Source organism: Brevundimonas guildfordensis (genome assembly GCF_014836405.1).
Lineage (GTDB): Bacteria > Pseudomonadota > Alphaproteobacteria > Caulobacterales > Caulobacteraceae > Brevundimonas > Brevundimonas guildfordensis.
On the sequence record NZ_JACSQU010000001.1, the window covers coordinates 557,518 to 579,378 of the forward strand.

General features: G+C 66.1%; 22 protein-coding genes and 1 tRNA gene. 10 read left to right on the top strand and 13 right to left on the bottom strand.

The genetic code is table 11. The features are described from left to right. The first annotated feature begins 100 nt into the window (after window positions 1-100). A complete protein-coding gene (locus tag H9656_RS02680; protein WP_191742722.1) occupies window positions 101-1,039 on the top strand; it encodes an L-threonylcarbamoyladenylate synthase in 939 nt (312 codons plus the stop codon). On the opposite strand, the gene H9656_RS02685 is transcribed toward H9656_RS02680, so the two are convergent. The 4 genes from H9656_RS02685 to H9656_RS02700 all read right to left on the bottom strand — a co-directional run bounded on the left by H9656_RS02685 (window position 1,036) and on the right by H9656_RS02700 (window position 5,235). Continuing rightward, the gene (locus tag H9656_RS02685) at window positions 1,036-2,058 is read right to left on the bottom strand and encodes a patatin-like phospholipase family protein (protein ID WP_191742723.1); all 1,023 of its coding nucleotides are present in this window, start codon (window positions 2,056-2,058) and stop codon (window positions 1,036-1,038) included. The two genes, H9656_RS02680 and H9656_RS02685, sit on opposite strands and share 4 nt — an antisense overlap. Window positions 2,059-2,101: 43 nt before the next feature. Beyond that, complete coding sequence (locus H9656_RS02690) at window positions 2,102-2,899, bottom strand: 3-hydroxybutyrate dehydrogenase (protein ID WP_191742724.1); 798 nt, start codon at window positions 2,897-2,899, stop codon at window positions 2,102-2,104. A 63-nt stretch (window positions 2,900-2,962) separates the two neighbouring features. Continuing rightward, on the bottom strand, window positions 2,963-3,736 hold the full coding sequence (yaaA, locus tag H9656_RS02695; RefSeq protein WP_191743723.1) for a peroxide stress protein YaaA: 774 nt from the start codon (window positions 3,734-3,736) through the stop codon (window positions 2,963-2,965). Between the two features lie 95 nt (window positions 3,737-3,831). Next, on the bottom strand, window positions 3,832-5,235 hold the full coding sequence (locus H9656_RS02700) for an FAD-binding oxidoreductase (RefSeq protein ID WP_191742725.1): 1,404 nt from the start codon (window positions 5,233-5,235) through the stop codon (window positions 3,832-3,834). Between the two features lie 77 nt (window positions 5,236-5,312). On the opposite strand from H9656_RS02700, the gene H9656_RS02705 reads away from it, so the two are divergent. Genes H9656_RS02705 through H9656_RS02715 form a run of 3 tightly spaced genes read left to right on the top strand, consistent with a single transcriptional unit; the run spans window position 5,313 to window position 7,251 of the window. After that, window positions 5,313-5,765, top strand: a complete 453-nt coding sequence (locus tag H9656_RS02705; RefSeq protein ID WP_191742726.1) for an NUDIX hydrolase — start codon at window positions 5,313-5,315, stop codon at window positions 5,763-5,765. 52 nt (window positions 5,766-5,817) lie between these two features. After that, entirely contained in the window at window positions 5,818-6,789 is a 972-nt protein-coding gene (locus H9656_RS02710; RefSeq protein WP_404821550.1) for an SPFH domain-containing protein, read from the top strand. A gap of 3 nt (window positions 6,790-6,792) precedes the next feature. After that, window positions 6,793-7,251 (top strand): NfeD family protein, encoded by a 459-nt coding sequence (locus tag H9656_RS02715; protein ID WP_191742728.1) that lies wholly within the window; start codon window positions 6,793-6,795, stop codon window positions 7,249-7,251. Window positions 7,252-7,278: 27 nt separating this feature from the next. Here H9656_RS02715 and rnhA read toward each other — a convergent pair whose 3' ends face one another. Further along, the gene (gene rnhA / locus H9656_RS02720; RefSeq protein ID WP_191742729.1) at window positions 7,279-7,731 is read right to left on the bottom strand and encodes a ribonuclease HI; all 453 of its coding nucleotides are present in this window, start codon (window positions 7,729-7,731) and stop codon (window positions 7,279-7,281) included. A 116-nt stretch (window positions 7,732-7,847) separates the two neighbouring features. On the opposite strand from rnhA, the gene H9656_RS02725 reads away from it, so the two are divergent. Genes H9656_RS02725 through tatC form a run of 3 tightly spaced genes read left to right on the top strand, consistent with a single transcriptional unit; the run spans window position 7,848 to window position 9,546 of the window. After that, window positions 7,848-8,063: a twin-arginine translocase TatA/TatE family subunit gene (locus tag H9656_RS02725; protein WP_003166998.1), complete on the top strand. Its 216-nt coding sequence runs from the start codon at window positions 7,848-7,850 to the stop codon at window positions 8,061-8,063. A 23-nt stretch (window positions 8,064-8,086) separates the two neighbouring features. Continuing rightward, window positions 8,087-8,671 carry a Sec-independent protein translocase protein TatB gene (gene tatB, locus H9656_RS02730; RefSeq protein WP_191742730.1) on the top strand — a complete coding sequence of 195 codons (585 nt, stop codon included), beginning with the start codon at window positions 8,087-8,089 and terminating at the stop codon, window positions 8,669-8,671. Beyond that, a complete protein-coding gene (gene tatC / locus H9656_RS02735; protein WP_191742731.1) occupies window positions 8,668-9,546 on the top strand; it encodes a twin-arginine translocase subunit TatC in 879 nt (292 codons plus the stop codon). Before tatB ends, tatC begins: the two co-directional genes overlap by 4 nt. 7 nt (window positions 9,547-9,553) lie before the next feature. On the opposite strand, the gene H9656_RS02740 is transcribed toward tatC, so the two are convergent. The 3 genes from H9656_RS02740 to H9656_RS02750 all read right to left on the bottom strand — a co-directional run bounded on the left by H9656_RS02740 (window position 9,554) and on the right by H9656_RS02750 (window position 11,878). Then, entirely contained in the window at window positions 9,554-9,973 is a 420-nt protein-coding gene (locus H9656_RS02740; RefSeq protein WP_191743724.1) for a hypothetical protein, read from the bottom strand. A 96-nt stretch (window positions 9,974-10,069) separates the two neighbouring features. Continuing rightward, a complete protein-coding gene (gene glnA / locus H9656_RS02745) occupies window positions 10,070-11,479 on the bottom strand; it encodes a type I glutamate--ammonia ligase (RefSeq protein WP_191742732.1) in 1,410 nt (469 codons plus the stop codon). 60 nt (window positions 11,480-11,539) lie between these two features. Then, window positions 11,540-11,878 carry a P-II family nitrogen regulator gene (locus tag H9656_RS02750; RefSeq protein WP_024352698.1) on the bottom strand — a complete coding sequence of 113 codons (339 nt, stop codon included), beginning with the start codon at window positions 11,876-11,878 and terminating at the stop codon, window positions 11,540-11,542. Between the two features lie 118 nt (window positions 11,879-11,996). On the opposite strand from H9656_RS02750, the gene H9656_RS02755 reads away from it, so the two are divergent. Beyond that, the gene (locus tag H9656_RS02755; RefSeq protein WP_191742733.1) at window positions 11,997-12,824 is read left to right on the top strand and encodes an NAD(P)H-hydrate dehydratase; all 828 of its coding nucleotides are present in this window, start codon (window positions 11,997-11,999) and stop codon (window positions 12,822-12,824) included. Window positions 12,825-12,828: 4 nt separating this feature from the next. Here H9656_RS02755 and H9656_RS02760 read toward each other — a convergent pair. Both H9656_RS02760 and H9656_RS02765 read right to left on the bottom strand, forming a co-directional pair. After that, window positions 12,829-12,913 (bottom strand) — tRNA-Leu (locus tag H9656_RS02760). Window positions 12,914-13,090: 177 nt separating this feature from the next. Continuing rightward, entirely contained in the window at window positions 13,091-14,752 is a 1,662-nt protein-coding gene (locus H9656_RS02765) for an amino acid permease (protein WP_191742734.1), read from the bottom strand. Between the two features lie 155 nt (window positions 14,753-14,907). Here H9656_RS02765 and hrpB point away from each other — a divergent pair, with 155 nt between their 5' ends. Both hrpB and H9656_RS02775 read left to right on the top strand, forming a co-directional pair. Then, window positions 14,908-17,343: an ATP-dependent helicase HrpB gene (hrpB, locus tag H9656_RS02770; RefSeq protein WP_191742735.1), complete on the top strand. Its 2,436-nt coding sequence runs from the start codon at window positions 14,908-14,910 to the stop codon at window positions 17,341-17,343. 64 nt (window positions 17,344-17,407) lie between these two features. Next, window positions 17,408-18,697: an MFS transporter gene (locus tag H9656_RS02775; protein WP_191742736.1), complete on the top strand. Its 1,290-nt coding sequence runs from the start codon at window positions 17,408-17,410 to the stop codon at window positions 18,695-18,697. Here H9656_RS02775 and H9656_RS02780 read toward each other — a convergent pair. The 3 genes from H9656_RS02780 to H9656_RS02790 are packed head-to-tail and all read right to left on the bottom strand — an operon-like array spanning window position 18,694 to window position 21,819. Next, complete coding sequence (locus H9656_RS02780; protein ID WP_191742737.1) at window positions 18,694-19,506, bottom strand: TrmH family RNA methyltransferase; 813 nt, start codon at window positions 19,504-19,506, stop codon at window positions 18,694-18,696. The two genes, H9656_RS02775 and H9656_RS02780, sit on opposite strands and share 4 nt — an antisense overlap. Next, window positions 19,506-20,402 (bottom strand): class I SAM-dependent methyltransferase, encoded by an 897-nt coding sequence (locus H9656_RS02785; RefSeq protein ID WP_191742738.1) that lies wholly within the window; start codon window positions 20,400-20,402, stop codon window positions 19,506-19,508. Before H9656_RS02785 ends, H9656_RS02780 begins: the two co-directional genes overlap by 1 nt. A gap of 16 nt (window positions 20,403-20,418) precedes the next feature. Continuing rightward, window positions 20,419-21,819 carry a glycosyltransferase family 2 protein gene (locus tag H9656_RS02790; protein ID WP_191742739.1) on the bottom strand — a complete coding sequence of 467 codons (1,401 nt, stop codon included), beginning with the start codon at window positions 21,817-21,819 and terminating at the stop codon, window positions 20,419-20,421. Window positions 21,820-21,861 lie beyond the last annotated feature (42 nt).

Below are 21,861 nucleotides of genomic sequence, written 5' to 3' on the forward strand. Positions count from 1 at the left end.
TCTGCGCTGTTGGGCGCAAGCCCGCTTGGACTTTGGTCGAGTTTCCGCGCACTCTAGGCCCCTGTTTGAACGGCTGACGCCGCGTAAGGAAAGAGCGACCGTGCCCGCCGACCGACCCGCCAGGGGCGACAGCCCAGAAATCGCCGCCGAGGCGTTGAAGACGGGACGTTTGGTCATCCTGCCGACCGAGACGGTCTATGGCCTGGCGGCCGACGCTTCGAACCCTCAGGCGGTGGCGCGCATCTTCGAGGCCAAGGGGCGGCCGCGTTTCAATCCCCTGATCGCCCATGTCGCCAACGCCGTGGACGCCGAAGACATCGCCGTGTTTGACGCCAAGGCGCGGGCTCTGGCCGAGGCCTTCTGGCCGGGACCGCTGACCATCGTGGCGCCGGTGCGTGATCGCGAGAGGGTGTGCGAGCTGGCGCGGGCGGGGCTGGCCAGCGTGGCGGTGCGGGTGCCGGCTCATCCGCGCGCTCGCGCGGTCATCGGCGCCTTCGGCGGGCCGATCGTCGCCCCCTCGGCCAACCGCTCAGGGCGGCCCAGCCCAACGACCTTCGCCGACGCCTTGGAGGAGACGGGCCATGCCGTGGGCGCCGCTGTCGACGGCGGAGCGTGCGCCGTGGGAGTGGAAAGCACGGTCGTTTCCGTGCTGGACGGCAAGGTCGCGCTTCTGCGCCCCGGCTCGGTCACTCGCGAAGAGATCCAGGCCGTCGTCGGGTCGCTGGACGAAGGCGGGCAGGGGCATCGCTCGCCGGGCCGCTTGGCCCTGCACTATGCGCCCGACGCCCCGGTGCGGATTGAGGCGCAAGGCGTCAGGGACGGCGAAATCCTGTTGGGCTTCGGCCAAGGCGTCGGCGATCCGCGGTGGAGCCTCAGCCCGACCGGAGACCTGCGCGAGGCGGCGGCCAATCTGTTTCGACTGTTGCGTGAAGCGGACCGGATGCGGCCCGCTGGGATCGCCGTGTCGCCCGTCCCTGCCAAAGGGCTGGGTGAAGCGATCAACGACCGTCTGCGCCGCGCGGCGGGCTTTGTCGGCTAGAGAAAGCGCGCCTTCACGTCGACGCTGGACGCCTTGCCGACTTTGGGCAGGCAGTTCTCAAGCCAGGCTTCGGCCGCTGTCCGGCCGTGCTGTTTCAGCTTGTTCAGATAGCTCCACTCCGTATCGAATTTCGAGTGGAGCGACTCGCCGCCGAGCCATTCGTCGGCCTCGATGACGTGGATGCGGATGCCGCGCCGACGATCTTCGCCGGGCTTCAGCTTGCCCTCGGCGATGAGGTCCTGAACAAAGGCGACCGCTCTGAGTTCGGCGACCAGCGGGGCGTTGAAAACGATCTCGTTCAGCCGGTCGTTGATGTCGCCCGCCTCGCGCGGCGGCTCGTCGCGCTGGAACGGGTTGAGCGGCAGAAGCAGAATATCGTCCGGCGTATCGGTGTAGTAGAGCGGCCACAGCGCCGGATTGGCCAGATACCCGCCATCCCAATACGGCTCGCCCTCGATCTCGACCGCCTGGAACAATTGCGGCAGGCAGGCCGAGGCCAGAAGCACCTCAGGAGCCATCTCCTCGGATTTGAAGATGCGGGATCGGCCTGCGCGCACCGCCGTCGTCGAGACGAATATCTGGATGGAGGAGGCGCGCAAAGCCTCGAAGTCCACCGCTGTTTCCAGCACTCGGCGCAGGGGGTTGAGGTTGAAAGGGTTGAATGAGTAGGGGCTCATCGACAGGGCCAGCGTCTGGCCCGCCTGCCACATCGGCGTGCCCTTCAGCCAGTCGGGGGCCAGCGCCTTGGACCAGATGGCGCTGTCGCCGAAGACATTACGCCCGCCGGATTGGTTCACCTCGCGCCAGAGGGTGTCGAGCGCCTCGCGACCGCCCTCGGCGCCGTCGCGTTCCAGCCCGGTGATCAGGGCGGCGGCGTTCATCGCTCCGGCCGAGGCGGCGGTGACGGCGCGTACATCGAGCACATCCGCTTCCAGCAACCGGTCCAGCACGCCCCATTGAAAGGCGCCGTGGGCTCCGCCGCCCTGCAAGGCCAGACAGACAGGTTTGCGTTTCGACATCAGCAGCCTCTCCGGCGTGCGGTCCGTACGTCCGCTGTGAACGCTATTGCGCCGTCCAACCGCCGTCGACGGAGAAGTGTGCGCCGTTGGCCGAGGCGCCCAGGTCCGACGCCAGATAGAGGAAGATGCCCGCCAGTTCGTCCGTCGTGACGAAACGCTTGGTCGGCTGCGAGCCCAGGATGACGTTCTTCATCACCTCGTCCTCGCTCATGTTGCGGGTGCGGGCCTGATCCTGGATCTGCTTGGCGACGATGGGGGTCTCGACAAAGCCGGGGCAGATGGCGTTGCAGGTGATGTTCTCCTGCGCCAGTTCCAGCGCCACCGTCTTGGTGAAGCCGATCACGCCGTGCTTGGCCGCGACATAGGCGGACTTGAACGGGCTCGCGACCAGGCCGTGGGCTGAGGCGACGTTGATGATGCGGCCGCGCCCCTGGGCCTTCATGATCGGGATCGCCGCCTTGGTGGCGTAGAAAGTCGAGGACAGGTTGATGGCGATGATCTTTTCCCAGGCCTCGGCGGGGAAGTTCTCGACGGCCTCGACGTGCTGGATGCCGGCGTTGTTGACCAGGATGTCGAGGCGGCCCAGTTCGCGCTGCGCCGTGGCGATCATGTCCTCGATCTGATCCGGCTGGGTCATGTCGGCGGGGTGATAGAGGACCCGCGCGCCGGTCTCAGCAGCCAGATCGGCCCGCGTTTTCTCGATGGCGTCCGCGTCACCCAGGCCGTTCAGCACCACATCGCCGCCGCACGAGGCCACGGCCCGCGCCAGCGCCAGCCCTATGCCCGAGGTCGAGCCGGTGACGACCGCGACTCGGCCCTTGAGATCGTTCATCGCGAACATGGAAAAGAACCTGTGGCTAATGATGCTGCGACGCACCCTAGCCCCAGTCGTTCAATCTGGCGATCAGGAATTTCCCTCTCTGATGAATATCCAGTCCGTGTCGGTCGAAAGGCTCTTGTCGAAGCGATAGCCGTCGCGGTCGAAGGCTTTGAGATCCTCAGCCTTCTCCAGCCGGTTCTCGATGGCGAAGCGAGCCATGCCGCCGCGCGCCTTCTTGGCGTAGAAGGAGATGATGCGGGCCTCGCCGTCCTTCTTCTCCTTGAAGTGAGGGGTCACGACCGGAAGCTTCAGGGCGCGTGCATCGACGGCGCCGAAGTATTCATGACTGGCCAGATTCACCAGCGTCTGTTCGGGCAGTTTTCCGGCGTCTTCGTTGAGGCGCAGCGAAATCCGTTCGCCCCAGAAATCGTACAGGGTCGCGCCGCGCTTGGTCTTCAGCCGCACGCCCATCTCCAGCCTGTAGGGCTGGATCGCGTCCAGAGGCCGAAGCAGGCCGTAGAAGCCCGACAGGATGCGCAGGTGATCCTGCGCCCAGTTCAGATCCTCGACAGACAGGGTGCGGGCCGACAGCCCCTCATAGACATCGCCGGCGAAGGCGAAGACGGCCTGCAGCGCGCCTTCTGACGTGTCGTTGTCGAAGGCCTGGAAGCGCTGATAATTCAGCTCGGCTAGGGCGTCGGAAATGGACATGAGTCGGCGCAGGTCCGCGCGGCTGAGTTCACGCGTCACCTTGGCCAGTTCGGCCGTCTCATCGGCGCAGCGCCTTGGCGTCACGGCGGCGTCGATGGCGGGCGGATTGAAGTCCAGCTTTTTGGCCGGGGACAGGACGATCAGCAAGACGATCGACTCCGTATGCGTCTCAAGAGCGGGCCTCATAGGCCGCTTCCATGACGTTTTGAACCGCCTGAAACGTCACAGACCGTCGCGAAGCCTCAGAATAGAACCGCCGGATTCATGATGCGCTGCGGGTCTATGGCGTGTCGGATCGCCTGCATCGTCGCGATCTCTAGGGGCGATTTGTAACGTCGAGCTTCGTCGGTTTTCAGCCGTCCCAAGCCATGTTCAGCCGAAATCGAGCCGTCGTAGCGGGCCACCACGTCGTGCACGACCTGCGAGCCCTCCATCCAGCGGGCGATGAAGGCGGCGACGTCCTCGCCTTCGCCGGGGATCACGTCATAGTGAAGGTTGCCGTCACCGACGTGACCGAACACTGACACGCGACAACCGGGGTGGAACCGCTCGACCGCCGCTGTGGCCTCGTCGATGAAATCCGCGATTCGCGAGACGGGAACCGAGACGTCGTGTTTCCACCCGCCGCCTTCGGGCTTGAGCGCCGCCGAATGCTCTTCGCGCAGACGCCAGAACTCTGCTTTCTGGGCGTCGTTCTGTGCGATGGCGGCGTCGACGATCAGACCTTCTTCGAAGGCGGCGGTCAGCAGACGCTCCATCGCCGCCTCGGCGCCGTTCGGTTCGCCTGAGGCCAGTTCGATCAGCACATACCAGGGCGGCGTCGATTCCAGCGGTTCGCGGGTGTCGGGAATGTTCTTCAGCACCAGGCTCATACCCAGCCGTTTCATCAGCTCGAACGCCTCGACCCCGCCGCCGGTCTCGGCCTTGGCGCGGGCCAGCAGTTCAACGGCGTCGTGGTGGCTTTCCAGGCCGACGATGGCCGTGGCGCGGCTGCGCATGATGGGGAACAGCTTCAGCGTCGCCGCCGTGATGACGCCCAGGGTGCCCTCGGCGCCGATGAACATCTGCTTCAGGTCATAGCCGGTGTTGTCCTTGCGCAGGCGCTTCAGGCCGTTGAACACCTGACCGTCAGGCATGACCGCCTCAATACCCAGCACCAGATCGCGCATCATGCCGTAGCGTAGAACGGCCGTGCCGCCCGCATTGGTCGAGATCACGCCGCCGATGGTGGCCGAACCCTCCGCCGCGAGGCTGAGGGGGAAGAAGCGATCCTTCTCCTTGGCCAGTTCCTGCGCCTCCAGCAGGGTCACGCCCGCCTCGACCGTCATGGCGTCGTCCAGCGGCGTCACGTCGCGCACCGTTCGCAGCTTGCGCGTGGACAGCAGAACCTCGCCATAAGGAATCTGGCCGCCGACCAAGCCGGTGCCGCCCCCCTGCGTCACAATGGCTGTGCCGTGGCGGGCGCAGATCTCGACAGCGCGGGCGACCTCCTCGGTCGTGCGCGGTTGCAACAGCAGCGGCGTCTCGCCCGTCCAGCGGCCGCGCCATTCGGTCAGCCACGGCGCCATCTCGGCGGCGTCTTGCGTCCAGGCGCCGGGCAGGGCGGCCTTGAGTTCAGCGAGGGATTCTGGCGAGGGGAGGGTCATATCGGCCTTGTGGCAAAAGGCGTGACATGGTGGAAGCGCAAAACCATGCCTTCTGGCGCTCAATTTGAGGGCAAAACATGATTCCGACGCCAGCCGTGGGCGTGGTGTGCCTGAAGCACGATGAAGTCCTGCTGATCCGGCGGGGTACGCCGCCGCGCGTCGGCGAGTGGAGCCTGCCGGGCGGACGGCTGGAGCCGGGCGAGCGCCTGGCCGACGCCGCCCTGCGGGAACTGCGTGAGGAAACCGGCGTCGAGGCCGAGCTGATCGGTCTGGTCGACGTGGTGGACGGCCTGTTTCCAGAAGCGGGGCGTCATTATGTCCTGATCGACTACGCAGCGCGCTGGATCGCGGGCGAGCCAGTGGCGGCTGATGACGCCACCGAAGCGGCCTTCTTTCCCTTCGAGGCCGCGCTGGCCAAGGTGGACTGGGACGAAACGAGGCGGATCATCCGCATGGCGCGCCGGATGGCTGACGGTGATGTCATATTGAAGGAACCGGATTCGATGGCGCAGCAGGCGTCCGGCGGATAAGCTGGTCTTCACATGGGAGGGCCTAATGAATTTTTCGCTGATTTTCTTTGTGATGTTCGCGGTCTTCGCGCTCATCTTCCTGTTCAGCGTGATCAAGATCGTGCCGCAGGGCCGTGAGTTCACGGTGGAGCGGTTCGGCAAATACACGAAGACCCTGACGCCAGGCATCCACATCCTGACTCCGTTCGTCGAGCGCATCGGCCGCCGCATGAACATGATGGAGCAGGTGCTCGACGTGCCGACGCAAGAGGTCATCACCCGCGACAACGCCATGGTGAAGGTCGACGGCATCGTCTTCATCCAGGTGATGGATGCGGCCAAGGCGGCCTATCGCGTCGATAACCTGACCTACGCCATCGCCCAGCTGTGCATGACCAACCTGCGCACCGTGGTCGGCTCGATGGAGCTGGATGAGGTGCTGAGCCAGCGCGACAGCATCAACACCCGCCTGCTGCACGTCATCGATGCTGCGACTGAGCCGTGGGGCATCAAGGCCAACCGCATCGAGATCAAGGACCTGACGCCGCCGTTGGACATCACCAACGCCATGGCCCGCCAGATGAAGGCCGAGCGCGAGCGCCGCGCGGTCATCACCGAGGCGGACGGCGAGAAGCAGGCCGCCATCGCCCGCGCCGAGGGCGCCAAACAGGCCGCGATCCTGGAAGCTGAGGGTCGCAAGGAAGCGGCCTTCCGCGACGCCGAGGCCCGCGAACGCGAAGCGGAGGCCGAAGCCAAGGCCACCGCCATGGTGTCGGAGGCGATCGCCCGCGGCGACGTCAACGCCATCAACTACTTTGTGGCTCAGAAGTATGTCGAGGCCTTCGCCGAACTGGCCCGCAGCCCGCAGCAGAAGACGGTCATCGTGCCGTCGGAAATGGGCGCCCTGGTCGGCACCATCGCCGGGGTCGGCGAACTGGTCGGTCTGGCCAAGGAACAGCAGCAGGTCCGCACTGAAGCCCGCCAGGCTGCGCCGCGGGCCGCACCCCGCCGTTCCGCTGGCGGCGCCGTGCCGACGACGGAGTAGGTGATGGACTGGTTTGTCTCGCTCTACGCCTCGCAACCCTTCTGGCTCTGGTTGGCGATCGGCGTCGTCCTGCTTGGGATCGAGGCGGCGGCTTCGACGGAGTGGCTGCTATGGCCGGCGGTTTCGGCGGGCCTGACCGCCTTGCTGACCGCCCTGGCGCCTCAACTGGGGCTGCCGATCGAGATCGGCGTGTTTGCGGCGCTGACGGTGGCGTCGACGGTGATGTCGCGCCGCTTGATCAAGCGCGTGAACCCCGAGGATCAGCCGGATATCAACGACCGCGACGTCCGTCTGATCGGCGAGCGCGCGCGGGTCGTCGAAGCCTTTGTCGATGGACGCGGGCGGGTGTTCGTGTCGGGCTCCGAGTGGCCGGCAGAGATCGATGGCGCGGCGCCCCTGGCGGGCGAAAGCGTCATCGTGGAATCGGTGTCGGGTCCGCGTTTGAAGGTGCGGGCGGTCTAGACCGCTCGAACCCCGCTCACGTAGGCCTCATCGGGTCCGTAGATCCGCCACGCCGCGATTGGCCAGGCCGTCGGCGCGCTCGTTCAGGGCGTGGCCGGCGTGGCCCTTGACCCAGTGCCATTTGACCTCGTGCCGGTTGCGGGCCTCGTCCAGGCGCCGCCACAGGTCTTCGTTCTTGACCGGTTTCTTGTCGGCGGTCTTCCAACCGCGGGCCTTCCAGCCGCGAATCCATTCGGTCACGCCCTGCATGACGTATTTGCTGTCGGTGTGCAGATCGACGCGGCAGGGGCGCTTCAGCGCCTCCAGCGCCATGATGGCCGCCATCAACTCCATGCGGTTGTTGGTGGTCAGGGGCTCGCCGCCCCAGAGTTCCTTCTCATGGCCGCCGCCGGTCTGCAGGATTGCGCCCCAGCCGCCGGGGCCGGGGTTGCCCTTGCAGGCGCCGTCGGTGTGGATGATGACGTGATCGTTAGGATTCATGGTCGCGATGCCTACAGCCTCCCTTGGCGCATCGCCATCACTCAGCCTATATGACGCACAACAATCAGTCGGTGGGGCGCGCGCGGGCGCGGCCGCCCCCTTGAGGAGGTATCGCCATGGGCTCCATGAGCATCTGGCATTGGGCCATCGTCGTCGTCGTCGTGCTGGTCCTTTTCGGCGGGCGCGGCAAGCTGTCGGGCATCATGGGCGACGCAGCCAAGGGCATCCGGGCCTTCAAGGACGGCCTGAAGGACGACACGGACGCCAAGGGCAAGGAAGCCCCGGGCGCACTGCCGCGCACCGAGGCCGAAAAAGAAGAACTGAACCGCTGATTTTCGCCGGAAGACGCTGAACCATGGGTGGTCTTGGCCCCGGAATCGGCGGGTTCGAAATCCTTGTCATCGGTCTGGTGGCCCTGCTTGTCGTAGGGCCCAAGGACCTGCCTGTGCTGATGCGCAAGGTTGGCCAGTTCGTCGGCAAGGCGCGCGGCATGGCCAACGAATTCCGCGCCAGCTTCGACGAGATGGCGCGTCAGTCCGAGCTGGACGACCTGCGCAAGGAAGTCGAAGCGCTACGGTCGGGGCAGGGGATGTACGCCCTGGGCGCCGATGCGGACGAGGCCTTCAAGGACATCCGCAAGGAACTTGAGACGCCGCTCGAGACGCCGGCCGTCACCCAGCCTGTCGAACAGGAGCCGGCGCAGATCGAGGCCACGGGCGTCGACGAATGGCCCGACAGCGCCACGCCCGTCGTTACGCCCGAGCCTGCGGCCAAACCAGCAACAAAGCCGAGAGCAAAGAAGGCGATCGCCGCCGCTGACGCGACCGCGCCCAAGGTCAAGTCGCGCAAGGCTGCGCCTAAGTCTGACGCCCCGTCGTCCTCGCCGAAACCGGCCGCTGCACGTGCTAGGGCTCAGCGCGCCAAGAAGGTCGAACAATGAGCCGCGCCGACCATGACGAAGCTGATATCGAGGCTTCGCGCGCGCCCCTGATGGACCACCTGATCGAGCTTCGGTCACGGCTGATGATCTGCGTCGTTGCTTTCATCATCGCCTTCATCGGCTGCTTCGCTTTTTCAGAGACCCTTTATCTGTTCCTGGTGCAGCCCTATGTGGTCTCGGCCGCGTTTCACCAGATGGTGGGCGCGCACGGCCATGTGTCTCCCTTCAGCCTGATCCTGGGCACGGCTGGGCTGATTCCTGTGCCCCACGTCGACGACAACAGCGTGCGCTTGATCTACACGGCGCCGCTGGAGATCCTGTTCACCAAGATGAAGTTGGCAGGGCTGGGCGCCGTCATCGTCGCCTTCCCGATCCTGGCCTGGCAGTTGTATCGTTTCGTCGCGCCGGGCCTGTATCGCAACGAGAAGGGGGCCTTCCTGCCGTTCCTGATCGCGGCGCCGGTGCTGTTCCTGCTAGGCGCGGCGCTGGTCTATTATGTCATGCTGCCCTTCGTGATGTGGTTCTCGTTGAGCCAACAGATCATCGGCCAGGGCGTGGCGGCCGAACTGCTGCCGAAGGTGTCTGACTACCTGAACCTGGTGACGGCGCTCATTCTCGCGTTCGGTCTGTGCTTCCAGTTGCCGGTCGTGATGACGCTGCTGGGTCTGGCGGGACTGATCAATAGCGAGCTGATGGCTAAGGGCCGTCGCTACGCCATTGTCGCCGTGGTGGTGGTGGCGGCGGTCGTTACCCCGCCCGATCCGATCAGCCAGCTGATGCTCGCCATCCCCATGGTGCTGCTCTACGAGGTCTCGATCTGGTGCGTCCGCATCATCGAACTGCGCCGCAAGAAAGACGATGCGGCCACGGCCTGAGCGCGTCTCAAAAGACGTTGACGGTGATCGGCTTCGCCGAGTGAAGGGTGGCCGCGCTTCTGGCCACGCCGTCTTTGACCACGGCGATGGCGACCGGGCCTGAGCCGTTGGTTTTGGTGAGCGTACAACTTCCGTTGTCTCCTGGAAGCCGACCACGTTGCGGACCGCGACCCGTGCGGTTCAGGCGGTTGGCCCAGTGCTTGCGATCATAGATGCTCATCTCAAGCGTGACGGGCGTGAAGCCGCAGGTCAGCACCCATTCCGCACCTTGCGGCGCAGCGACCGACCAGGGGAGACCGCCATAGTGGTCAGCGCCCACGTCGGTCTGGGACCAGGCGCTGGATGCGAGCAGAGACAAGCTTCCGATCAGAGCGATTTTGGTCAGCCTCACCATCAGATCCTCCTGTCTGTGACGCATCATGATCACAAAGAACAAGGTTCATCAATCTGGTCGGCTGTGGGCATGAAAAAGGCGTCGGGTGCGGACCCGACGCCTTTGGGAAGCTTCAGCTGTAATCAGTGATCAGCAGCTATAGTACATGTCGAACTCGACCGGGTGCGGGTGCAGCTGCAGCCGGGCGACTTCTTCCTGCTTCAGGGTGATGTAGCTGTCGATGAAGTCGTCATCCATCACGCCGCCCTTCTTGAGGAAGGCGCGGTCGGCGTCGAGCGCATCCAGGGCCTCACGCAGCGAACCGGCGACCTCGGGGATCGAGTGACGCTCTTCGGGCGGCAGATCGTACAGGTTCTTGTCGGCGGCCGCGCCCGGATCGATGCGGTTCTCGATGCCGTCCAGACCCGCCATCAGCAACGCCACGAACGTCAGATAGGGGTTGCCCATCGGATCGGGGAAGCGCGCTTCCAGACGCTTGGCCTTGGGCGAGGTGACGTGCGGGATGCGGATCGAGGCCGAGCGGTTGCTCGCCGAGTAGGCCAGCTTCACCGGCGCTTCATAGCCCGGGACCAGACGCTTGTAGGAGTTGGTGGTCGAGTTGGCGAAGGCGTTGATGGCCTTGGCGTGCTTAATGATGCCGCCGATGTACCACAGGCATTCCTGCGACAGGCCGGCGTATTTGTCGCCGGAGAACTGAGGCTTGCCGTCCTTCCAGATCGACATGTGGACGTGCATGCCCGAGCCGTTGTCGCCGAACATCGGCTTGGCCATGAAGGTCGCCGACTTGCCATAGGCGTGGGCCACGTTGTGGATCACGTACTTATACAGCTGCATCCGGTCGGCCATGGTCAGCAGGTCGCTGAACTTCAGGCCCAGCTCGTGCTGCGCGGGGGCGACTTCGTGGTGGTGCTTTTCCGGGTCGAGGCCCAGGTCCTTCATGACCGCCAGCATCTCGCCGCGCAGGTCCTGGCCGGAGTCGACCGGGTTGACGGGGAAGTAGCCGCCCTTGGGGCCCGGACGGTGGCCCAGGTTGCCCTCGGCGTATTCGGCGCCGGTGTTGGCGGGGAGTTCGGTGGAGTCGAAGCTGTAGCGGGTGTCGTGCGGCGCCGTGTTCCAGCGCACGTCGTCGAACACGAAGAACTCGGCTTCGGGACCGAAGAAGACGGTGTCGCCCACGCCCGACGACTGGACATAGGCCAGGGCCTTCTTGGCCATCGAGCGGCTGTCGCGGTTGTAGGGTTCGGCCGTGTCCGGGTTCAGCACGTCGCAGAACATGAACAGGGTGGTCTGCTGATAGAAGGGGTCCACGAAGGCGCTCGACAGGTCCGGCTTCAACAGCATGTCGGACTCATTGATCGTCTTCCATCCGGCAATCGAGGAGCCGTCGAACATGGTGCCGTCTTCGAGGAAATCCTCGTCGACCATGCCGATGTCAAAGGTGACGTGATGGACCCGCCCACGCGTGTCGGTGAAACGGAGATCGACGTACTGGACGTCCTTGTCCTTGATCTCTTGCAGGATCTTTGCGGCGGCGCTCATGGGGAGGAGTGTCCTGTAGCTTGAAATTGAAATCGGCCGCCTTGGAAGGCGGCCGTTGGTCTAGATGGCCTGGGCGCCGGTTTCGCCCGTGCGGATACGGATTACGTCTTCGAGGTTGGTGATGAAAATCTTGCCATCCCCGATCTTGCCGGTGCGGGCCGCGTTTTGAATCGTCTCGACCACGGCCGGCGCCAGGTCATCGGCCACCACCACCTCGATCTTGATCTTGGGCAGGAAGTCGATGACGTACTCGGCGCCGCGATAGAGTTCCGAATGACCCTTCTGACGGCCATATCCCTTGGCCTCCAGCACAGTCATGCCCTGCACGCCGATATCCTGGAGTGCATCCTTCACTTCATCCAGCTTGAATGGCTTGATGACGGCTTCGATCTTCTTCATGGCAGGTCCCGAGCCGGCTCCTTGTTTGGTCCGACGCTCGGGCGCTAAAGGGACATTGCATCGCACAAATTGGCAAGCGATTTTCGTGCCCAGAGGCCATCCGTGAACGGAAATCCACATGAAGTTCGGTAACAGCCCCTCAGAGTGGCGTCATCTGCTCCCCCGACCGGGGCCCGACAGCCATAAACACGCGCGCGGCCGGCTCGGCGTCGTCTCGGGCGGCGCTTTGACCACGGGGGCCGCTCGTCTGTCCGCCAGAGCCGGCCTTCGGGTCGGCGCAGGTCTGGTCAAGGTCTTCTGCCCGCCGGACGCGGCGCCGGTTCTGGCCCCGGCGCTGGAGGCGGTGATGCTGGCCGCTTTCGCCACGCCCGAGCAGCTTCAGGTCCTGGCGGATCCGATGGACGCCGTCGTGATCGGTCCCGCCGCCGGCCTGGTCGAAAGCACGGCGCTGAACCTGGCGGCGCTGGTGCGTACGGGCGCGGCGCTGGTTGTTGATGCGGACGCCCTGACCCTGTTTCGCGACCGACCTGAGCAGTTGTTCGCCTGGCTGGACCGGGACGATGTCCTGACCCCGCACGAAGGGGAGTTCGAGCGACTGTTTCCCGGCCTGTTGGAGGCGAACGGCCGCGAGGGCGCGGCGCAGGAAGCCGCGCAGCTTGCTGGCGCGATTGTCGTGCTGAAGGGCCCGGCGACAGTCATAGCGGCGCCGGACGGCCGCCTGGCGATCAACGGCGACGGTTCGCCCTGGCTGGCGACGGCGGGCAGCGGAGACGTATTGGCTGGAATGATCGGCGGTCTGATCGCTCAGCACATGGACAGCTTCGACGCGGCGCGGGCCGCAGTCTGGATGCAGTCGGAAATCGCGCGGCGCTTCGGGCCGGGCCTGATCTCGGAAGACCTGCCGCAAGGGCTGCCGGCAGTGCTGGCGGACCTGCTGAACGGTTGAAATCTGGTGCGGATGAGAGGACTCGAACCTCCACGCCTCGCGGCGCCAGAACCTAAATCTGGTGCGTCTACCAGTTCCGCCACATCCGCATAGGTTCGCCCGAGGCTGTAGGCGAGGGCGGCCGTTTCGGCAATCCCGCCGGACATGAAAAAGGCCCCGGATCGCTCCGGGGCCTTTCTGTTTTTTGGCCTACCGCGCTTCGCGCTGCTTGAGGCCGTTTGGCCGCCGCAACTTGCAGACGCGGTGTGCGGAACGACTGACCGTGATCAGTCGTCCTTCTTGTTGTCGACGCCGTGGCCGAAGGCCTCGGCCGCCGATTCCAGTTTGACGTCCTCGGTGATGTCGATGCCCTTGGCCAGCTTCGAGTGAGCGAAGCCGTACAGGCCGTAGATCAGGGCGCCGACCAGGGCGTACACGCCCAGGATGGTCAGCGGCAGCGGGTTGTCGTTCAGCGCGTGCTGGACCATCGGCACGAAGTTGAACGACGCCAGCGTCAGACAGGCCAGGATGCCCAGCACGGCCGTGACCATGCCGCCCGGAACGCGGAACGGACGCTCCATCTCCGGGTGTTTGATGCGCAGGACGATGACCGACAGGCAGACGATGGCGAAAGCCGTCGCCGTGCCCAGCGACACCAGGTCGCCCAGGATCGAGATGGGCAGGAAGGACGCCGCGATGGCGATGACGATGCCCAGCAGGATGGTGCCGATCCACGGGGTGCGGAACTTCGGGTGCACCACGGCGAACGCCTTGGGCAGCAGGCCGTCGCGCGCCATCGTGTAGAAGATCCGCGTCTGGCCGTAGCACAGCACCAGCATGACCGAGGACAGGCCGGTGATGGCGCCGATCTTGATCAGGAAGGCGATCAGGTTGAGCTTGCCGCTCGGCGCGCCCGCCAGCGGAATGTCGGCCCAGGTCAGCGCCATGCGGTCGATAGCGACGGCGATCGGCGCCGGCGAAGCCAGCTCCAGGTAGGGGACGACGCCGGTCATGACGGCGGCCACGACCATGTAGATCAGGGTGCAGACGAACAGGGCGCCCAAGATGCCGATCGGCACGTCCTTCGACGGGTTCTTGGCTTCGGCGGCGGCGGTCGAAACCGCTTCAAAACCGACATAGGCGAAGAAGATGATCGAGGCGCCGCGGAAGATGCCGCCCACACCGAACTGGTCCCAGCTTTCGCCCTGCGGCGGGATGAAAGGGTCCCAGTTGGCCGGATTGATGTACTGGAGGCCCACGGCGATGAAGGTCAGCAGGACGATGATCTTGATGACGACGATGGCGTTGTTGATGTTCGCCGATTCCGACACGCCCAGCACCAGCAGGCCGCAGACGGCGGCGATGCCGACGGCCGCCACCAGGTTGAAGGTGCCCGTCAGCGGGAAGCCCGCGTCAGCGCCCGAGGCGACATACTGGATCAGCGGGGTGGCCCACTGAGGTCCTTCGCCGCCTGGGTAACTTATTGTCGGGAACAGACTGGCGCTGATTCCGAAGTCATTCAGGATCGACACCACATAGCCGGACCAGCCGACCGCCACGGTCGAAGCCGCGACGCCATATTCCAGCACCAGCAGCCAGCCCATGATCCAGGCGAAAACCTCGCCCAGAGTGCCGTAGGCATAGGTGTAGGCCGAACCCGACACCGGCATGGTCGACGCCAGCTCGGCATAGCACAGGCCCGCCAGGCCGCAGGCGATGCCGGCGATGACGAACGAGAACATGATGGCCGGACCGGCATGGGCCGAAGCCACCTGACCCGTCAGCACGAAAATGCCCGCGCCGATGATGGCGCCGATGCCCAGGCTCATCAGGTTCAGCGGGCCAAGCGTCCGCTTCAGCTCGCTTTTGGCGGCTTCCTTCTGAATTTGGGCGATGGATTTTTTTAGGAATAGCCGATTACCGGCAGGCTTTACGCCGTCTGCAGACATGCAGTTGCGCCCCCAACTTATACGACGACCCCTCCCGGGTCGCCTTCTTGGGCGGGGACGCTAGCCATCTGAGGCCGTGGGCGCAACGCGGTTTACGAGGGATGACGAGCCGACGACGCTTTCGTGAACCCCGTCGAAGGCGCTACAGCCGCTTCATGTTGCCGATTCACGCCGTTCTGGAGCCCTTGAAGGCCGCCCTGGCTCAGACCTCTGCGGTCGTGCTGGCGGCCCCGCCGGGCGCGGGCAAGACGACGGTCGTGCCTTTGGCCCTGCTGGATCAGCCGTGGCTGGCGGGCGGCAGGATTCTGGTTCTGGAGCCGCGCCGACTGGCCGCGCGCGCCGCCGCCGATCGCATGGCCGCCAGTCTGGGGCAAAAGGCCGGAGAAACTGTCGGTTATCGCACTCGTCTGCAAAGCCGGATCGGTCCGGACAGCCGAATCGAGGTGGTGACCGAGGGCGTCTTCACCCGGATGATTCTCGACGACCCGGGGCTGGAGGGCGTCGGCGCCGTCCTGTTCGACGAATTCCACGAGCGCAGTCTGGACGCTGATCTGGGTCTGGCGCTGGCGCGCGACAGTCAGACGGTGCTGCGCGACGATCTGCGCCTGCTGGTCATGTCGGCGACGCTCGACATCGCAGGGGTGTCCCGCCTGCTTGAAGGCGCTCCGGTGATCGAGGCCGAGGGGCGGATGTTCCCGGTCGAGACACGCTATCTGGGCCGCAACCCGGTCGAGCGGTTCGAGGACGCCATGGCCAAGGCCGTGGTTCAGGCCCTGCATGAGGAGACCGGCTCGATTCTGGCCTTCCTGCCGGGGCAGGGCGAAATCCACCGCACGGTTCAGCGCCTGAACGAGCGGCTGCGTGATCCGTTGGTCGACGTCGTCGCCCTCTATGGCGCGCTGGACAAGGGCGAACAGGACCGCGCCATCGAACCCGCCGCACCCGGCCGCCGCAAGGTCGTGCTGGCGACCTCGGTGGCCGAAACCAGCCTCACCATCGAGGGTGTGCGCGTGGTGATCGACGGCGGCCTGTCGCGCGTACCGCGTTTCGAGCCGTCCAGCGGCCTGACCCGACTGGCGACCGTCAAGGTCAGCCGATCCTCGGCCGAACAGAGGCGAGGTCGAGCCGGGCGGGTCGAGCCCGGTGTCTGTTATCGCCTGTGGGACGAGGAGCAGACCCGCGGACTGGTCGGCCATCAGCGGCCCGAGATCCAGGAGGCGGACCTGACGGCCTTCGCCCTCGACCTGGCGCGCTGGGGCGCGAAATCCGTCGACGGGCTGGCTCTGCTGGACCCGCCGCCCGCCGGCGCCATGGCCGAGGCGCGCAAGGTGCTTACGCGCCTGGGCGCGCTGGACGCGAAGGGCGATCTGACGCCTCATGGGCGGCGGTTGACCCGTATTCCTCTGGCGCCGCGTCTGGCGCACATGGTCGCCGTCGCCTCGGATCAGGGCGACGCCCTGGGCGGAGCGAAGATCGCGGCGGTGCTGAGCGAGCCGGGCCTCGGCGGAAACGGCGTCGATCTGCACGACCGGCTCAAGGCCCTGGAGCGAGACCGTTCTCCGCGCGGCCGCGACGCGATGAAGCTGGCCGAACGCTGGGCGCGGGCGGCGGGCGGCGGCCGGGACGGTGGGGCGGACGCAGGCCTGCTGCTGGCCGAGGCCTTCCCCGAACGCATCGCGCGCGCCAAGGGCAAGCCGGGGGAGGTGCTGCTGGCCTCGGGCCGCGGCGCCTTCATCGAACCGACGGATCATCTGGCGCGCGAAGCATGGCTGGCCGTGGCGGAACTGGGCGGCGGCGACGCGCGCGACCGCATCCGCCTGGCGGCCGCGCTGGACGCCGCGACGCTGGAAGCCGACGTGGCGCATCTGATCGAGGTCGAAGACCGACTGACGCGAGAACCGTCGGGCAAGCCGGTGATCCGTCGCATCCGGCGTATCGGCGCCATCGTGGTGAATGAAAAGGTCGTAGGCGCGCCGGATCGCGCCACCATGACGGCGGCGCTGAAGTCTGAGGTTGAGGCCGGCGGCCTGTCCGCCCTGAAGTGGGGCGAGCAGGCGGGGGCGTTGCGGGCGCGGCTGGCTTTCCTGCATGGTCTGGATGCGACGTGGCCCGACGTTTCGGATGCGGGCCTGCTGGCGACGCGCGAGGACTGGCTGTGGCCTCTGCTGGACGGCGCCCGGTCGCTGGCCGACATCGGCGACGGCAAGCTGGCCGAGGCCCTGCGCGGCCTGATCCCCTGGGACCTGCAGCGGAAGCTGGACGAACTGGCGCCGACGCGCCTCACCACCCCGCTGGGCAGCGCGGGCATCGACTATGCCGCCGAGGGCGGACCGCGTGTCGAAATCCGCGTCCAGGAGCTGTTCGGGGTGACGACCCATCCGAGCGTCGGCGCCGGACGCGTTCCCCTGACGCTCAGCCTGCTGTCGCCCGCGCGGCGGCCGGTGCAGGTGACCAAGGACCTGCCGGGCTTCTGGGCTGGCTCATGGGCGGCGGTCCGCAGCGAGATGCGCGGTCGCTATCCGCGCCACCCCTGGCCGAAAGATCCCGCCAATGCGGTCGCCACCACCCGCGCCAAGCCACGCGGAACGTGACACCGCGCTTGACGTGCAGAGGCGCTGCGCCGCAATGATCGTGCGTAAACCGTAAGGATTTCGCGTGACCGACGCCGCTGTTTCACCACCTCCCGCCTCAAAGCGGCGCGTTCTGTTCGCCAGCCTGATCGGCACGACGATCGAGTTCTACGACTTCTACATCTACGCCACGGCGGCGGTGCTGGTCTTTCCGGACCTGTTCTTCCCCGGCGGCGACCGGATGACGGCCATGCTGGCCTCGTTCGCCACCTTCTCCATCGCCTTCTTCGCCCGACCGATCGGAGCCGTGGTCTTCGGCCATTTCGGCGATCGGGTGGGACGCAAGGCGACGCTGGTGGCGGCGCTGATGACGATGGGGTTGTCCACCATCGCCATCGGCCTGCTGCCCACCTACCATTCCGTCGGCGTGGTCGCGCCGTTGCTGCTGGCCCTGTGCCGGTTCGGACAGGGCCTTGGCCTTGGCGGCGAGTGGGGCGGAGCCGTGCTGCTGGCGACCGAAAACGCACCGCCGGGAAGGAAGGCCTGGTTCGGGATGTTCCCTCAGCTGGGCGCGCCCATCGGGTTCATTTTATCTACTCTCAGCTTTATCGTGCTGGGCCAGGTGATGAGCGAGGGTGAGTTCATGGCCTGGGGCTGGCGCGTCCCCTTCATCGCCAGCGCCCTGCTGGTCATCGTCGGCCTGTGGATGCGGCTGAAGATCACCGAGACGCCTGAGTTCGAGCGCGCCATCGACCGGGCCGAACGGGTCCAGGCGCCCGCCCTGACCCTCGTGGCGCACCACAAGTTCGCCTTGCTGACCGGGACGCTGGCCGGGCTGGCGACTTTCGTCCTCTTTTATCTGATGACCGTCTTCGCCCTGGGCTGGGGGACGACGGCCATGGGCTATACGCGCGAGCAGTTCCTGCCGATCCAGCTTCTGGGCGTCTGCTTCTTCGGCCTGTTCATTCCGCTGGCGGCGCTGGCGGCGGACAAATGGGGGCAGGGGCGGACGCTGTTGGCGACCTCCGTCGCCATCGCCCTGTTCGGTCTTGTGCTGGCGCCTCTGTTCGGCAGCGGCGGGATGGTCGGCGTCGTGGCCTTTTTCATCATCGGTTTCAGCCTGATGGGCTGCACCTACGGCCCGCTGGGTGCGGCGCTGGCGCGGCCGTTCCCGACGACGGTGCGCTATACGGGCGCGTCGATGACCTTCAACCTGGCGGGCATCCTCGGCGCCTCGCTGGCGCCCTACGCCGCGACCTGGCTGGCGGGCCATTACGGGCTTCAAGCCGTCGGCGCCTATCTGACGGTCGCGGCCTTGCTGACGGTGTTGGCGTTGATCGGCATGGGCCGCATCCGCACTGAAGGCGAGGCCTAGAGGCTGGAGCCGTAGGCCGCGTCGGTTACGGCATAGACCATCACCCCCGTGGCGACGGCCAGGTTCAGGCTGTCGGCCCGGCCGCGCATGGGGATCTTGACGTTCAGATCGCAGGCGGCGGCCAGTTCGTCGGTCAGGCCCGCCTGTTCGTTACCCATCATGATCAGGGCCGGATGGCGCAACGGGCTGTCGCGATAGCCGTGCGTGGCGTCCAGCCGAGTGCCCATCACGCTCCCCGGCCAAGAGGCGCGCCACGCCAGGAATTCCTCGCGCGTCGCCTTGCTGATGGTGACGGCGAAGACCGAGCCCATCGTCGCGCGCACCGCCTCGACCGAGAAGGGATCGACGCAGTCGCCGATCAGGATGACCCCGCCGCATCCGGCCGAGTCCGCCGTGCGGATGATGGTGCCGAGGTTGCCCGGATCGCGCACCTGCTCCAGCGCCACCCAGCAGGGCTTGGCGTCGGGCTGGATGGCGTCCAGCGGCGTATAGACCTGCTCGAAAACGCCCAGCACGGTCTGCGGATTATCGCGACGGCTGATCTTCTCGAGGATGGCGTGGGTGACGACGATGATCTGACCGCCGGCCTTCAAAGTCTCGGCCTTGGCGCGGTCCAACAGGGGGTGCGGCCGGGCGTCCTGGCCGACCAGCAGCATGACCGGGGCGCGGCCCTGATCCAGCGCCTCGCCGATGAACTTCAGCCCCTCGGCCAGAAAGCGCCCGGTCGCCTCGCGCTCCTTGCGCATGTGCAGGGCGCGGACGGCCTTGATCGTGTCGTTGGTCAGGGAGGTGATGAGGCGTTCGGTCATCAGGCGCTCCACCGCGCGAAGAAGCTCAGGCCGATGGCGCGGGCGCTCTCGCCGTCTTCGGACAGCGCCAGTTCGCCCCAGTCGATGCGGCCGCCGCGATCGTGCGTGGCCTCGGCCATCATGTGCGCCAGCGACAAGCCGGAAATCCGCGCTGCATAGGCGTTCAGCAGCAGGAAGGAGGCGTCGTCCGACAGCAGGGAGGCGCAGTCCTTGAGCAGTTCTGGCATGTCCTCGAACAGACGCCAGACCTCACCGTTGGCGCCGCGTCCGTATTTGGGAGGGTCCAGGATGATGCCGTCATATTTGCTGCCGCGCCGGACCTCGCGCGCCACGAATTTGCGGGCGTCCTCGACGATCCAGCGGATCGGGCGGTCGGCCAGGCCCGACAGTTCCGCGTTCTCGCGAGCGTAAGTCACCGACTTCTTGGAGGCGTCGACGTGGGTCACGTGGGCGCCCGCCGCCGAACAGGCCAGGCTGGCCACGCCGGTGTAGCCGAACAGGTTCAGAATCTTGGGCTGTTTCAGGGTGCGCACGCGGGCGTCCAGCCATTCCCAATTGGCCGCCTGCTCAGGGAAGAAGGCCAGGTGCCGGAACGGGGTGAACCGTCCCATGAAACGCACGTCGCGCCACTTCAGCGGAAAGGCGTCGATCGGCCCGTGCTGGTCGAAGCGCCAGCGACCGGAGTCCTCTTCCTCCTGCTGCGGGTCGAACATGGCGTTGGCCCGCCCGAATGCGGCCTCGTCATGGGCTTTCCAGAAGCACTGGGGCTCCGGGCGCACGACGGTGTAGCGGCCGTAACGCTCCAGCTTGCGGCCGTCGCCGCTGTCCAGAAGGGCGTAGTCTGACCACCCGTACGTGACGAGGGTTTCGGGAGCGGAGGAAAGAACCGGAGCCATGCGCGCTGATAGGCGCTCAGGCGGCCGCTCGTCCAGCGTCGGGATAGGGGGCAGGAACGATGAGCGGCTCGACATCGTCCTGATGCGGGGTCTTGTCCCAGCGGTGCGGTTCCAGCGTCAACCGGACAGCGGCGTGCATGAAGGCGAGGCTCAGCAGGAACCAATAGGGAAGCGAGGCCGCCATATCGATCGGGCCGTAGGGCGTCCCGGCGATCCGTGCGCCGCGGTGTTTGGTGATCCAGGCGGCGGCCACGCCACCGATCAACACCGCCCATCCCAGCACTGAAAGCGACGGCAATTGCCTGTCCATAGCCGACATCAGGCAGACCACGGCGACCCAGGCCATGCAGCCGGCGTGAACCGCGGCTGACCCCAGGCCCGCGCCGATGGTCAGGGTCAGCGCCGCCCATCCGCGCCAGCCCATGCCCTCGGTCCAGCGCGTATGCACGGCCAGCGTCTGCAGATAGCCTTTCAGCCAGCGCGTACGCTGCGGCAGCCATAGACGCACCGGACCGGGCGGCGTCTCATAGGTGGGGCGGCTGATGACGCCTAGCCGAAGCCCCGAGCGCCAGATCCTGAAGCCCAGATCGGCGTCTTCAGTCACATTCCAGGCATCCCATCCGCCCAGCGCCTTCAGCGCCGAAACGCGGAAATGATTGCTTGTGCCGCCCAGCGGAAAAGGCAGGCCAAGGCGAGCCATGGCGGGCAGGGTGATCTCGAACAGGGCGGCGTATTCGGCGGCGAACTGGCGATCGAGCAGGGGGTGAGGGCTGTTCTTCTGGCGACTGCGGATGCGTAAGGGAGCCTGAACGCAGGCCAGGCCTTCGCCCTCCGCGCGAAACTTCATCGCCGCTTCTTTCAACTGCAGCGGATCGGGATCGTCTTCGGCGTCATAGATCGTCAGGAAGTCGCCAGTTGCGCGAGCCAGGGCGTAGTTCAGGGCGCGCGGCTTGGTTTTCGGCGCGCCGGGCGGCACCACCAGAACGCTCAACCAGTCCGGCAGGCTCAGCCGCGACGCGGCGGCGATAGTGGCGTGATCGTCGGCTTCCAGCGCGAGGAAGCCCTGCAGACGGTCTCTGGGGTAATCGATCTCATCAAGTCGCTCGACCAGATGAGGCAGTATCTGCGCCTCGTGATAGAGGGCGGCCACGATGGTGTAATGCGGCCATTCATCGTGCGACCAACTGGCGGGCGGATTTTGACGGGGCGCCTCGGCCTGAACCATGATCAAACTCAGGCGCCATATCGCGAGCGCTAGAAAGCCGACCTGGGCCGACATCAGGTAGAAGGAGGCGAGGCTTGGAAGAAGACATGCGCCCGCCAGACTGAAGGCCGAGAAGACGGCGATGGCTATAGCCTGTGAACGCGTCAGGGTGATGCGCGCCGTCCCAGCCGATCGCTGTTCAGAACCCGCCACTCAAGCCCCCTAGTTTTACCAATGTTAATATCATTGATATCC